General features: G+C 48.8%; 10 protein-coding genes. 2 read left to right on the top strand and 8 right to left on the bottom strand.

Annotated elements, in window-relative coordinates; genetic code table 11:
- Nucleotides 1-7: 7 nt before the first annotated feature.
- The 3 genes from BTA35_RS12370 to pdxB form a co-directional block, all read right to left on the bottom strand.
- Nucleotides 8-583: a TRAP transporter small permease gene (locus tag BTA35_RS12370; protein WP_078320128.1), complete on the bottom strand. Its 576-nt coding sequence runs from the start codon at nucleotides 581-583 to the stop codon at nucleotides 8-10.
- Nucleotides 584-696: 113 nt separating this feature from the next.
- Nucleotides 697-1,722 carry a TRAP transporter substrate-binding protein gene (locus BTA35_RS12365; protein ID WP_078320127.1) on the bottom strand — a complete coding sequence of 342 codons (1,026 nt, stop codon included), beginning with the start codon at nucleotides 1,720-1,722 and terminating at the stop codon, nucleotides 697-699.
- 467 nt (nucleotides 1,723-2,189) lie between these two features.
- Complete coding sequence (gene pdxB / locus BTA35_RS12360) at nucleotides 2,190-3,353, bottom strand: 4-phosphoerythronate dehydrogenase PdxB (RefSeq protein WP_078320126.1); 1,164 nt, start codon at nucleotides 3,351-3,353, stop codon at nucleotides 2,190-2,192.
- Nucleotides 3,354-3,712: 359 nt separating this feature from the next.
- Between pdxB and BTA35_RS12355 the strand changes: the two genes are divergently transcribed.
- Complete coding sequence (locus BTA35_RS12355) at nucleotides 3,713-4,000, top strand: WGR domain-containing protein (RefSeq protein WP_078320125.1); 288 nt, start codon at nucleotides 3,713-3,715, stop codon at nucleotides 3,998-4,000.
- On the opposite strand, the gene BTA35_RS12350 is transcribed toward BTA35_RS12355, so the two are convergent.
- Both BTA35_RS12350 and rlmKL read right to left on the bottom strand, forming a co-directional pair.
- Nucleotides 3,997-4,242: a glutaredoxin family protein gene (locus BTA35_RS12350; RefSeq protein WP_078320124.1), complete on the bottom strand. Its 246-nt coding sequence runs from the start codon at nucleotides 4,240-4,242 to the stop codon at nucleotides 3,997-3,999. The genes BTA35_RS12355 and BTA35_RS12350 overlap by 4 nt on opposite strands.
- A gap of 115 nt (nucleotides 4,243-4,357) precedes the next feature.
- Nucleotides 4,358-6,541: a bifunctional 23S rRNA (guanine(2069)-N(7))-methyltransferase RlmK/23S rRNA (guanine(2445)-N(2))-methyltransferase RlmL gene (rlmKL, locus tag BTA35_RS12345; RefSeq protein WP_078320123.1), complete on the bottom strand. Its 2,184-nt coding sequence runs from the start codon at nucleotides 6,539-6,541 to the stop codon at nucleotides 4,358-4,360.
- A 439-nt stretch (nucleotides 6,542-6,980) separates the two neighbouring features.
- Here rlmKL and rmf point away from each other — a divergent pair, with 439 nt between their 5' ends.
- Nucleotides 6,981-7,190, top strand: coding sequence for a ribosome modulation factor (rmf, locus tag BTA35_RS12340; RefSeq protein WP_078320122.1), 210 nt, complete (start codon nucleotides 6,981-6,983; stop codon nucleotides 7,188-7,190).
- Between the two features lie 110 nt (nucleotides 7,191-7,300).
- Here rmf and BTA35_RS12335 read toward each other — a convergent pair whose 3' ends face one another.
- The 3 genes from BTA35_RS12335 to BTA35_RS12325 form a co-directional block, all read right to left on the bottom strand.
- Nucleotides 7,301-8,341: a quinone-dependent dihydroorotate dehydrogenase gene (locus tag BTA35_RS12335; protein WP_078320121.1), complete on the bottom strand. Its 1,041-nt coding sequence runs from the start codon at nucleotides 8,339-8,341 to the stop codon at nucleotides 7,301-7,303.
- A 155-nt stretch (nucleotides 8,342-8,496) separates the two neighbouring features.
- Complete coding sequence (locus BTA35_RS12330) at nucleotides 8,497-8,718, bottom strand: DUF2835 domain-containing protein (protein ID WP_078320120.1); 222 nt, start codon at nucleotides 8,716-8,718, stop codon at nucleotides 8,497-8,499.
- 10 nt (nucleotides 8,719-8,728) lie between these two features.
- Complete coding sequence (locus tag BTA35_RS12325; protein ID WP_078320119.1) at nucleotides 8,729-13,576, bottom strand: NAD-glutamate dehydrogenase; 4,848 nt, start codon at nucleotides 13,574-13,576, stop codon at nucleotides 8,729-8,731.
- Nucleotides 13,577-13,697 lie beyond the last annotated feature (121 nt).

Genomic DNA, 13,697 nt, shown 5'->3' with positions numbered 1-13,697 from the left:
GCTTGGCTCAGACCTCAGACTCATCATCGGCATACCCATCAAGCACCCCCGTAGACAGGTAAATATCCTTACTGGTGAGGTTCTTTATGACCGTCAGAAAATACTGTATGCCTGTAATTGCAAAGCCTATGGGAACCCAGATATAGATCCACCAGATCGGAAAGCCCAATGCAGGTAAGATACGCCCTCGCTTGAAAACATCTGAGACATATTCAAAAGAGAGCCAGGCAAGTAAAAACATAATGCACGAGGTTATCAGTGCAATCAGAATCATGGCCCACTTCCGGGCCTGATGGGGCAAGGAATCATAGATGGCCGACATTCGGATATGCCGCCCCTGACGGGCCGCATAGCCAATACCGGCAAAGGTGATAAGAATGATAAGAATCCGGTTAATTTCACCGGCAAAAAAAAGCCCCTGACCAAAACCAAACCGGGCAATAACATTAACGCAGGTGTTTAGCGCCATCAGTAACACGCCTGCTGCCAGCATAAAGGCTTCTACCTTGCTGATCAGGTTGTCGAATTTGCCCAGAAGGCCAGGGAGCTCAGAGTGATAGGTTAAATTCTCAGAATCCGTCATGGCATTTCGCTCATGCTTCGGCAAACGATGTTGCCGTTAATATCGGGCAGAGAGGCCCGCTCAGCCGGGCCTCCCTGACGTCAGTATCCATTGAAGAAGATACGCAGAGGGGTTTACTTGGCAACCGCATCCAGGTCAGCTTTGAACTGCTGCAGGAGTTCCTTGCCGCTTTCGCCAGCCATTTCATAAAAGGTTTTCTCAACCTTAGGGGCCCGGGCTTTAAACTTTGCGATCTGGCGATCCGTCAGGCGGGTCACCGTCACCTTGTCACTACTTTTAACAATCTTATCCAGAGCCCGGTCGGCTAAACCGTCAATATGCTTCATCGTTTCGTTAAAGGCATACTCAGAAGCATCCCGAACCATCTGTTTGTCATCTGCAGAAAGATCATCAAAGAAGTCTTTGTTCGCCATGGAAGCTGTTGTAAACCAGCCGTGGCCAGTAAAGATCAGATTAGGAGAAACCTCATAAAGGCCGCCGGATTCAATCCAGAAAATTGGGTTTTCCTGCCCCTGAATCATATTGGTCTGCAGTGCACCGTACACTTCACCCCAAGGTAGCGGTGTTGGGGTTGCACCAAATGCTTCGTAAGTCGATGACAACAGAGGATTCGTCATCACGCGAATTTTTTTGCCTTTAAAATCCTGAGGATTGGTCACCGGCTCATCGGCCGTGACAACCATCTCCCCCTCAGGATACATCTTCAGAAGTTCCAGGCCTTTATCCGCATAGAGTTCAGTAAAGTCTTCATTAATCGCCTTACTTTCACGGAAGAACTTAACTACCGTTTCCATATCCGTCGGTAAAAGATAAGGGATAAAAAAGATTTGAGCCTCAGGAATCAAAGAACCGGTGAACCCCGGTGACTGGTTAACAAACTGCAGAATACCTGCCTGAGTTTGCTCCATAATATCGTCGGACTCGCCTAGCTCACCAAAACGGTAGACCTGAAGTGTATGCTCGGAGTTATCTTCGATATATTCCTTAAATTTAAGGGCGTACACATCCTGTACATCACCTTTGTACTCCTCATGGGCATAGCGCCATGTATCCGCTTGTGCAACCCCGGTTGCCGTTGCCAGAGTGGCGGCTACGCAGGAAATACCCGCGATTTTCTTTAATTGACTGGTTAGAGACATCATGTCGCTCCATCTTCCGACACTGCCGAACAAGGCAGTAGAATTGATGTGGGCACCCCTGAATCCCCTTAAACCTCATCCTTATCGGGAGACCCGACATCGATAGAGTTCAATGGATCTGACATACCCAGCAAACTGAACAGGCTAAACCTGTTGTGGGGAGCTTCGAACGGTTCTCCCCGATGCAGACAGGTAATACACACCCGTCTTTTTTAACGTAGCTAACTTTATGATTCAGCGTCAAGGTGTGAATAAAAAACAAATTAACGCATAAATTGAGACTTTTATAAGTACATTATCACCCTTCTATCAAAAACGGGATCTACTCAAAATCAGCACACAAGCGGGATCTGCAAGGTTTTAAAATCAGAAACCAGGCAAAAAAATACCCGGTAAAAACCGGGCATTTCATTAAAAAAAGGGATATTTTTTCTTAGAACAATAATTAACCATATGATTAAAAACTCTCATTTACCCAGGCGAACAGAAAAACCAAATTTCTCCAAACGATCCCCCAGTTTTTTCTGACTGGTTTTCAGTTGCACTTTAAGAGTGTCAAATTCACGGCGCACCGGATAAGTTCGCCTCAGCTCATCAAATGCCTGGCCCAGTAACTGGTTCTGCCGCCGAGCTTTGCTAAAGGCTCGACGTAGCGCCATATCATCATTCCGAACATCGTAACAAGCGCGGATTGCAGTAAGAGTGGCTTGCCAACGGTGCGCCTGATTTGAAAATGAAAGCTTGCGCAAAGGTGGTTCCGGGATAAGCTGTCCCAGCTTTTTGCGGGCAGGTAAGCCGAAGTATTCACAAACGGCCCGATAGACCATCTCCGTGCCACCAAGCTTGCCATCAAGGCTATAGCCGGCAATATGTGGCGTACCTATATCGACTAACTCCAGAAGCTCATAGTCAATATCCGGCTCCGACTCCCACACATCCAGCACCGTTACTAAATCACCTTTCTCCAGCAATCTTCGCTTTAACGCTTCGGTATCGACAGCGGCCCCCCGGCCACTATTGATCAATACCGTATCCGGTTTCAATTGATTGATACGAGCCTCATTCAGCAGGTGCAAAGTGGGATGGTCTCCGTCTTTAATCAGCGGCGTATGCATACTGATAATGTCAGATTGTGCCAATAACTCATCCAGACCAGTAAACTCTTCAGTACCTTCTGACAGCGCACGGGGCGGGTCATTTACCAGTACATTGATACCAATTCTCTGTAATCGCTCTTTCAGTCGTCGGCCAACATTCCCTGCACCAATAATACCAACCGTTTTCTCTTGCAAAATAAAGTCTTCCTGATCTGCCAGTAAAGACAATACACTCAGAACATATTCAACGACCGAGTTAGCATTACAACCCGGTGCATTGGCAAAACCAATATTATTATTCGCCAGGTACTCCTGATCGATATGATCACAACCGATGGTGGCCGTTGCGACAAAGCGCACTTTTGAGCCTTCCAGCAACGCCGGACTGATATTCGTAATAGAACGAACCAGTAGCACATCTGCCTTTTGAATCTGCTTCTGAGTCATAGAGCGCCCCGGAAGTGTTTCAATCGTACCCAGTTCAGAGAAAAACTCCTGAACAAGAGGGATATTCTCATCGGCAATAATGTGCATCTGTCTTCCTCTGGTTTTATCCTGCCCTGAGTAAGACCTGCCAAAATAAACATCACGGCAGGAAAGGGCTTTTTATATCAACACTTTACAAATGCGAGGGATTCAGGCTCAATTCCTGCCACTGGTCAGAATTGGGTGAATCATTACGCATACCTATGGCGGCTTAAAGCCGTACTTGTTGGTGCAATTCATTCATTGAGAAGAACCTTCTCTGACAACCGGTACCATTGAATAATATCAGTCAGCAAAGTGCCTCTGATTCAGTATCAGGGTGTAGGCGCTTTCATTAAGGGACTACTGATCGGATCTCTGTTGATCACAGTAGTTGGGAATCATATCAGTCCGCAGGAGTTGCACAAGTGATTGTTCGCTGGCAAAACGAACATGATTACTGTCTGGTTCATATCCATCAGGATATGTTCGGCGACTGGCTGTTAACCAAAGCCTGGGGACAGATCGGTACTCAATTTGGCGGCCTGACGCACTCCTTAGTAGAGTCCTATGATGAGGCTGTCACTCTGATGGAAAGCATCGGTACTATTCAGGAAAGTCGTGGTATGAAGCGCGTACTCCAGCTGGATGATAGTGAAGAAGCTGCCGACCTCTTCTCGGATCTGATGAGAGCCGGCGAACTTCCCACCGGTTAACCCAAAGACAAATAGCGGCTTGCAGCTTCAGCATCAAACGGCCAACCCAGCTCCTCTTCCTGGTCAGCAAGGCGGATCACGGGAATACGAATCCCATATTGCGCCACCAGGGCTTCCTGTTCACTGATCTCTACCAACTCTAAAACCATACCCTTTTCTGCTACCAGCGGATGAACGATTGCCTGTGCCTGCTCACAAAGGTGACAGCCCAACGTGGTGTAAAGATACAGAACCTTACTCATTATTGACTCCGTTTTTCATACTCTTAACAAAACCTCTCTCAGAAAGGCACCCTGGAGAATAAAAAAAAACAGCCTGCCCGGACAAACCCGACAGACTGCTGATAACGCTTACCGATCAATCGAAATAGCGTATCTCAAAACAATGATGGATCTTAGGGTTACGGGCAAAATCCACAGGCACCGATTCTTTAGAAATATCCTGCACATCAAACTCATCCAAAATCGATTCATCCATTTTGAAACTGCGCAGATTATTAGAGAAGACCAGGGCCCCACCCGGCGCCAGTACACGCATCGCATGACGTATCATACGGGCGTGATCACGCTGAACATCCAGCACATCTTTCATCCGCTTCGAATTAGAGAAAGTTGGTGGATCCATAAAGATCAGATCAAACAGCCGCATATTTTCCTGCAGCCATTGAGTGCAATCCGCCTGAATAAACTCATGCTCTTCACCGTAAAAGCCGTTCAGACGCATGTTCTTCTTACCCCACTCCAGATAAGTGTTGGACAGGTCCACACTGACAGTACTTCGGGCACCACCTACCGCCGCATGTACGGTCGCGGTCGCTGTATAGCAGAAGAGATTCAGTACACGCAGGTCTTTTGACTGCTCACCAATGTAAGTACGGACAGGGCGATGATCCAGAAACAGACCTGTATCCAGATAATCATCCAGATTAACCAGCAGCTTGCAGGGACCTTCGGTAACGGTCAGCATCTCGCGCTTCTTGTCCATTTTTTCATACTGTGCACGACCGGCCTGACGCTTACGCTGCTTCAGATGGATATTAGACGGGTTGATATTAAATACCGCCGGCAAGACCTGAATCACATCCAACAAACGGCGCTCCGCCTTCGCCGGGTCGATGGTCTTGGGAGGGGCATACTCCTGAACATACAGATGATCACCGTAAACATCCACCGCAACCGCATATTCAGGAATATCAGAGTCATAAGCGCGATAGCACTCAGTTTTCTCTTTTTTCAGCCATTTTTTCAGATTTTTCAGGTTTTTACGCACCCGGTTGGCAAACATCCGTCCGCCATCACTCCAGGCGGATTCATCCATAATCAGCTCTTCGGTGCTTTGAGTCGGTTTATCCGGGCGAACCCGCTGATCAGAATCTGCGGCTACAGCAAACAACAGGAGCTTACAGGGCAGAGCACCGTTAAACATGTTGTACTGCTTGTGACTACGTAGCCCCATCTTGTGGCAAAGGTCAGTATTACCGGTGAAAACCGATACCTGCCAGCCTGGGAAAGACTCTTTCAGGCGATCTCCCAGGTGGCGATACAAATGGATCAGCGACGGCATATCACTGATCCGTTCACCATATGGAGGGTTCGTTGCCACAAGACCTGCGTCAAGATTGCCCGCATGGGTTGGCTGAACAAAGTAAGCCAACTCTTTTTTCGTAACATTAACGATTTTATCCAGGCCGGCCCGACGAATATTTTTCTGCGCGGCAACAAGAGCTTTACCACTGGCATCATAACCGTAAATCAGGCCATCCCAACGCTTACGTCCAATGGAGGCGCGAGCTTCTGCTTCGTGCTCCACTTCTCGCCACAGATCAAAATCGTGCTGCTTCCAGGTAAAGAAGCCAAAGTGGCTCCGGTTCAGACCAGAAGCCTGGTCCATTGCCATTAACGCCGCTTCAATCAACAAGGTACCGGAACCACACATAGGGTCGATCAGCGGCTTTCCCTCTTTCGCCAATTCAGGCCAGCCACTGCGAATCAGAATCGCTGCCGCCAGATTCTCTTTCAAGGGGGCCATAGCACCATCCAGACGATAGCCCCTCTGATGCAGGCTACTACCGGAGAGATCCAGGCTCAACACCACTTCACCACGATTAAGCCGTGCATTAACCCGCATCGATGGGCGCTCTTTATCCACCGAGTGGCGATAGCCGGTTTTCTCTTTCAGCTGGTCAACAATGGCATCTTTAACGCGCTGGGCGGCAAAATGCGTATTACGGATCTCACGGTTAGTACCGGAAAAATCCACGGCCAGAGTACCCATCTCCTGCATATGGTCCTGCCAGTTGACCCACTGAACGGTGTCGTACATCTCATCGGCAGTATCCGCTGGGCCAACATATAACCGCAGCAACACACGGTTTGCCAGGCGAGACCATAAACAGAGACGATAAGCCACCTCCAATGTCGCCTGACACTCCACGCCCGCTACTTTTCCCCTAACGCTTTCTGCACCCAGTTGCGCGCACTCCTGTGCCAACAAACCTTCAAGGCTTTTCGGACAGGTTAAAAAAAGATCTAGTAAAGCCATTATTTCCCAGCCAATTCAACAGGCTAACTTTATTAGCATGTTTCGTTATTCCTGCACCGACTAAGCAGCTACAGGATTATGAAAAAAAGGTGTTCGACAAAGTATGACAATTCCACTACAACTAAGTTGTTGCCGCAGATTTTGCGCAAACGTCGTAAAACACAGTGAACTCTAAACCCCTAAACAGGTCATTAAAAGTACAGGCTCATTTTAGTTTTAAGAGTGTACTTCAACATCAGACCGGAGGTTAAAGAAACCTGATGTCTTTCAGATCTGATGCGATCTGATCCCGGACCTGAAAAAAAAGGCACCCTGGTGCCACAGGACTTTACATTTAGGGAGTGTTTGTCAGAGGCCATAAAACCTGGCCTGCCGTGAAAACTCAACAGAGCACGGTGATCCGACAAACTCCACAGATAGTTACGAGGCGTTACTCACTATGAAAAGACAAAAAAGAGACCCTGCCCAACGATCTTTTTTACGTGGTTACCAAGCAGGCGTATCCGGAAAATCCCGGGATTTATGCCCAAACAGTAATATTGATGCCCGGCAATACTGGATGAGCGGATGGCGAGAAGGCCGCGCTGATTCATGGGCGGGTATGACAGGTGTCTCAGGAATCCATAAGAATCCCACCGTCCTGCCATAGGTTCGAAGTATCTGACAGCCCACAGGCTGGAGCTCAGGCCATACGGTTTATATCAGAATAACGCTAAGGCTCGCCAATGCGAGCCTTTTTAGTACACCCAACAAACCTTGTTACTCAGCCTTCTTCATACAAGCTTGCTGGGCAGCAACCGCTTCAGCGGCTTCTTTAACCAGCTTTGGCCCCTGATAAATAAAACCGGTATAAACCTGAACCAGGCTGGCCCCCGCTTCAATTTTCTCGCAAGCGGCCTCAGCACAATCAATACCACCTACACCAATAATTGGCAGATCACCTTTTAGGGCCTCTGCCAAAACACGGATCACATGGGTTGATTTATCACGCACCGGTTTACCACTCAAACCGCCTGCTTCCTCTGCATTATCCAGCCCCAGCACAGCATCGCGATCCAGAGTCGTATTGGTCGCAATTACTGCATCCATCTTCTGATTACGGATATTGTCCGCTACCAGCCGGATCTCTTCGTCGGTCATGTCAGGTGCGATCTTAACCGCAATGGGTACATAGCGCTGATGCTGCTCAGCCAAACATGTCTGCTCTTCTTTTAGTGCCCGCAGTAGCGCTTCCAGGGTTTCACCAAACTGAAGCGTACGCAGCCCCGGAGTGTTCGGGGAAGAAATATTAACCGTCACATAGTCAGCGTGTGGGTAAACCTCTTTCAGGCAATACAGATAATCTTTTTCAGCATCATCCACAGAGGTGGTCAGGTTCTTACCGATATTGATACCGACGATGCCCTGAAATTTACGCTTCTTAACCTGCTCAACCAGATGATGTACACCTTTGTTGTTGAAGCCCATCCGGTTGATGATGGCTTCTTTTTCCGGGATACGGAACAGACGCGGCTTGTCGTTACCCGGCTGAGGCTTGGGAGTTACGGTACCCACCTCAACAAAACCGAAGCCCAGGGCACCTAGCGCATCCAGATAATCCGCATTTTTATCTAACCCTGCAGCCATCCCCACTGCATTTGGGAACTGAATCCCCATCACTTCAACCGGCGCATTTACCGGCTTTGCCACAAACGGCGACAAAACACCCAGACGATTGGCGGCATTCAGGCCATCCAAAGCCAGCTCATGGGCCGTTTCACCAGAAAAACGGAACAGAATATTGCGCGCTAAACCGTACATGACAGGACTCCTGAAAGCGATGCATCAAAGCGGATGTAAAACGGCAAAATTATACGCTGACAGCGCATTAAAAGCATTAACGGTGGAAAGGTTGAGAGGCGTTAAAAAAATTGATGAGTAAAAGCGTCAGAATAAATAAAAAAAGGGCAGCCTCTTCAGGCTACCCTTTCTATACTCTGGAATTTATTACCGGCTCCGAATTTTACCCTGAACACCCCTTGAATACCCTTATGGGTAACAAACTGGCGCAACACGGAGGCGGGTAACTGTACCCGCCTGCCAAGGGTATCGTAAGCGATTACACCTGAGGCATAACCCCGGTAGTACTCCAGATATTTTTCAGCACTCAAACTGAGTGAAATAATAACTTCCTGCATAAAGCATATTTTATGCTTCCATCTGCATCTGTGCCAAGTCAAAAAGCTCGCGCATGGCCACAGAGTAGATTGGGAAGTCAGCTTTGTTGCCAGTTTCGATCTCCTGCAGAATCGTCTGCCAGCGATTAACCTGATGCTGATGTCGCTTCATCCACTGGGTCACACGGCCTTCAACATCTAATGCGCCATCCTCCATCTGCAGGACACTGATAGCCAGCGCCCGACTTTGCCAATCCAGGTCATCACGGAAAGTTTCCCGGGCTAATGCTTCCCAGCTATCATGAACATCCAACTGAGTGATTTTCTGACTGATCCACTGCAGATCCAGTTGATGCCCCAGCTCGAAGTACACTTCAGCAACACGTTGAAGTTTTTCACCGGTTGAACGTTCCGCTTCAACAACTCCCAGTAAAGAGTAAAGCCCGGAAGTTGCAGCAACCTGATCGGCCAATGCTTCAGGAACACCTTTACTAATCAGGTCTTCACGCCGCTTGCTCCAGTTTTCCAACTGAGCTCCCCGCAGACGCTCGCCGATGCCTTCACTCAGCATACGAACTTTAGGTTCATACAGCTCAATCGCATCACGAACCGGAAGGTTCGCCAGGTGCGGCCGCAGGAACCAACGGGTTGCCCGGCGAATCAGGCGCATCAGTTCCAGCATCATCTCATACTGAACAGAGCTGCTGACGCGGTTGTCCAGTTCCTCGATCTGGCTCCATAGACTATGGATACCAAACACCTCACGGGTGACCACATAGGCACGTGCAATCTCAGCCGCTTCAGCACCGGAAGAGTCGATCAGGCGATGAATAAAGGCAATACCACCGTGATCAATCAGATCATTTGCCAGCTGCGTGGAAACAATCTCACGCTTCAGTCGGTGGTTGTACATGGCCGGCTTGTACTTCTCCATCAGAACCCGAGGGAAGGCACGTTCAACTTCTCGCTCGATAAAGCTGTCATCCGGTACCTCTGTTGCCAACAAGGCCTGCTTCAGATCAGACTTAGCATAAGAGATCAGTACCGACAGTTCAGCCCGGGTCAGACCTTCACCCTGATTAAAACGCTCCAACAGCACATCATCAGCCGGAATAAATTCCAGCTCACGATTCAGTTTACCTTCACTTTCCAGAGCATTAATAAAGCGTCTGAATTGGCCGATACCCTCTTTCGCCATGATCTTAGCCAAACTCAGTGCCTGAGACTGGCTATAGTTATTCTTCAGAACCAGATCACCAACTTCTTCGGTCATCGCTTCCAGCAGCTTATTACGCTGCTTCTCAGTCATATCACCCTGTTCTACCAGCTCAGCCAGCAAAATCTTGATGTTAACCTCATGGTCAGAGCAATCCACACCACCGGCGTTATCGATGAAGTCAGTGTTGGACGCACCACCATGCAGACCATATTCGATCCGGGCCCGCTGAGTGACACCCAGGTTACCACCTTCACCCAGTACACGGGCACGCATCTGATTACCATTGATACGCAGACCATCATTAGCCTTATCACCCGCATCTGCATGACTTTCAGTGGTTGCTTTAACGTAGGTACCGATACCACCATTCCAGATCAGATCAACCGGTGCCTTCAGAACCGCAGAGATCAGGTCATTCGGTGACAGGTGGTCTTCCTGAATATCAAAGCGGGCCTTCATCTGAGGTGTAACCACAATGGATTTCGCAGAACGGGAGAAAATACCACCGCCCTCAGAGATCAGTTTCGCGTTGTAGTCTGCCCAGCTTGAACGCGGTAGGTCAAACAAGCGCTGACGCTCACGGAAGCTGCTCAGAGCATCCGGATTCGGGTCTACAAAAATATGCAGGTGGTTAAACGCGCAGACCAACTGAATGTGCTCAGACAGCAGCATGCCATTACCGAATACATCACCACTCATATCGCCAATACCGACAACCGTGAAATCTTCGTTCTGGACATCATGATCAAATTCACGGAAGTGACGCTGTACAGAAACCCAGGCACCACGGGCCGTAATACCCATTTTCTTATGGTCGTAACCGTTAGCACCACCGGATGCGAAAGCATCTTTCAGCCAGAAACCGTGCTCCAGTGAGATGCCGTTGGCAATATCAGAGAAGGTCGCTGTACCTTTATCCGCTGCAACAACCAGGTACGGATCGTCTTCATCGTGACGCACAACCTGCTTTGGTGGAACCACTTCACCCTCAATCAGGTTATCGGTGATATCCAACAGGGCGTTGATAAAGGTTTTATAACACGCGATACCTTCCTGCAGGATATCATCACGGTCACCGCTTGCAGGTGGACACTTGCTGACGAAGCCACCTTTCGCACCAACCGGTACGATGACAGAGTTCTTAACCTGCTGGGCTTTAACCAGACCAAGCACTTCGGTACGGAAGTCTTCATGACGATCAGACCAGCGCAGGCCACCACGGGCTACTTTGCCACCGCGCAGGTGAACACCTTCCACCCGTGGAGAGTAAACGAAGATCTCAAACATTGGCCGGGGCAGAGGTACATCAGGAATCTTATGGGTATCTAACTTAAACGACACGTAAGATTTAATATTGCCGCTGCTGTCCAGTTGGTAAAAGTTGGTACGCAGAGTCGCCAACATCAGCTGCATATAGCGGCGGAGAATCATATCTTCTGTCAGAGACTGAACCTGATCCAACGCCTCAGTAATGCGGTTGACCAGAGCTTCTTCAGCTCCTTCGGTATAATTTGCACTGGGATCAAAGCGCAAACTGAACAGCTCAAGCAGCATGCTGGTAATCCCCGCATGATTGCCTAATGTCGTTGCGATATAGCTCTGTCCAAAACTGAAGCGAATCTGCTTCATATACTTGGCATAAGCACGCAACACTGTAACCTGACGCCAGTTCAGGCGAGATGTCAGTACCAGGCGGTTAAAGCTGTCATTTTCTGCAGAGCCGTTCCAGATCTGTTCAAAGGCTTCCTGGAAAACATCACGCACCTCAACCAAAGGCGCATCCATACGACCGGAGGAAGGCTCCAGAGAGAAGTCATGCACCCAGATGATATCGCCATCACTGCGGGCAATTTCGTATGGATGCTCTCCGACAACGCGCATCCCCAGGTTCTCTAATACAGGGATAACATCGGACAGAGGCAGCTGTTCGTTTTTGTGAAACAACTTAAACTGCAGATGATTATTTTCTGCTTCCAGCTGGCGGTAAAAGGACATCGTGACTGACCGGGTGTCATTCAGCTCATCAATATAGCCGATATCAAAGACCGCTGTTCGCGGGCTGTAATCCTCCCGGTAACTTGCGGGGAACGCATCACGATAAAGGCGCAGATAAGCGTTGGCCTTCTCCTCGCCATAACCTTCCACCAGGGCCTCAGCCAGATCGTCACTCCAGGAGCGAACCACCTGAATCACTTTTTTCTCGATGGCACGAATATCGTACTTAGGCGGTGTATCACCATTGAAGCGCAGGATCAGCTGAGAACGAGCCAGAACGGATTCGGAGAAATAGGTGTGGAATTCGTTACCGTGGGCATCCAGCTCTTCACACAGCAGATCACGCAGTTTATGGCGCAGCTCAGTGCTGAAGATATCACGGGGCACATAAACCAGGCAGGAGAACAGTTTGCCGAAACGGTCTTCACGGATAAACAAGCGCACCTTAGGCCGCTCACGGATGTTCATAATAGCAACTGCTGTTTCTGTCAGTTCAGGCAGGCTTATCTGGAACAGGTCATCACGGGGATAAACCTCCAGAATCTGAATCAGCTGCTTTCCATTGTGCCCGTTTGGATCCAGGCCGGATGCTTCAAGTACCGCCTGTATCTTCTTGCGCAGGATAGGTACATTACGGGGTGTTTCATTATAAACTGAGGCCGTATACAACCCGAGGAAGCGACTCTCCCCCACCAGGTTGCCTTTCTCATCAAAGCGTTTGATACGAATATAGTCAGGGTATGCCGGGCGATGAACACGAGCATGTTCAGGGGCTTTAGCAAAAGTCAGCAGCTCGGGAATCAATACAAACTGACGACCATCGAGCGCCAGCTCATTACGGTCCTGAGGGTTGTAACGGGGGTCATCCAGCTTTAGAACCCCCATTTCAGAACCAGAAACCAGCTTCAGAACCTTCTTGCCATTGTCATCGGCAACATCGTATTCGTCATAACCCAGGAAGGTAAAGTGTTCATCATTCAGCCACTTCAGGAAGTCGACTGCTTCGTTCACATCCTCATCGGACAAATGCTCAGGATGACTGGACGCAAGCGCATCACACAGTTCAAAGCACTTCTGCTCCATAGCGTCAAAATCATCAACTGCAGTGGAAACCTCCGACAAAACTGCCGCCAGGCTGGCAGACAGCTCATCCAGCTCAGCCTGGTCAGTGTGGCGATCAACTTCAATATAGATCAGTGACTCAGCACAACCTGTATCTTCAGAGCTGTCAAGACGGCCCTTCAGATCTGTCATCTGTCCTTTATCATCCCGCAGAAAGTTCAGAACCGCATTATGGATCGAATGAACCGTCAAACCCCGCCGATTCAGTTCGATACGTATGGAGTCCACCAGAAAAGCCATATCCCGGTGCAAGACCTCAATAACAGTATGGGTTGACTGCCAGCCATGCTGTTCAAAATCAGGATTGTAGACACGGATTTTCGGTTCATTATCATCATGCTTCTGGACAAAATTCCACGCAGATACCGTTGCGCCATACAGATCGTCCGAACGACGTTCAGCCAGCTCCTCCAAAGAAGCCGATGCGTAATACAGGCCGGCAAAAGTACTGATATCTTTTGCCTGTTTTTCAGAAAACTTTTGTGCAAGCTGGTCTTCCAGAAGACCGAGAAACTGTTTGTGACCTTCACTGGCTTGATACATCGTCAATTAACCTCAGGGATGATTCCGGGATGACTTTATGTGATTTAAATCCATAAAAAACAGACATAAGATCCTGTCCAATATAGAGATAGCTTTGTTCAAAACATAGTACAAATCAACC

This window comes from Oceanospirillum linum, assembly GCF_001995095.2.
Lineage (GTDB): Bacteria > Pseudomonadota > Gammaproteobacteria > Pseudomonadales > Halomonadaceae > Oceanospirillum > Oceanospirillum linum.
Note: the sequence above shows the minus strand (reverse complement) of the source record. Positions and strands in the feature narration are given on the sequence as shown.

Bases quoted from the DNA above. Each gene is read 5' to 3' on its own strand.
- BTA35_RS12370 (WP_078320128.1), bottom strand. From the start codon at position 583: ATGACGGATTCTGAGAATTTAACCTATCACTCTGAGCTCCCTGGCCTT.
- BTA35_RS12365 (WP_078320127.1), bottom strand. From the start codon at position 1,722: ATGTCTCTAACCAGTCAATTAAAGAAAATCGCGGGTATTTCCTGCGTA.
- pdxB (WP_078320126.1), bottom strand. From the start codon at position 3,353: ATGCACATTATTGCCGATGAGAATATCCCTCTTGTTCAGGAGTTTTTC.
- BTA35_RS12350 (WP_078320124.1), bottom strand. From the start codon at position 4,242: ATGAGTAAGGTTCTGTATCTTTACACCACGTTGGGCTGTCACCTTTGT.
- rlmKL (WP_078320123.1), bottom strand. From the start codon at position 6,541: ATGGCTTTACTAGATCTTTTTTTAACCTGTCCGAAAAGCCTTGAAGGT.
- rmf (WP_078320122.1), top strand. From the start codon at position 6,981: ATGAAAAGACAAAAAAGAGACCCTGCCCAACGATCTTTTTTACGTGGT.
- BTA35_RS12335 (WP_078320121.1), bottom strand. From the start codon at position 8,341: ATGTACGGTTTAGCGCGCAATATTCTGTTCCGTTTTTCTGGTGAAACG.
- BTA35_RS12330 (WP_078320120.1), bottom strand. From the start codon at position 8,718: ATGCAGGAAGTTATTATTTCACTCAGTTTGAGTGCTGAAAAATATCTG.
- BTA35_RS12325 (WP_078320119.1), bottom strand. From the start codon at position 13,576: ATGTATCAAGCCAGTGAAGGTCACAAACAGTTTCTCGGTCTTCTGGAA.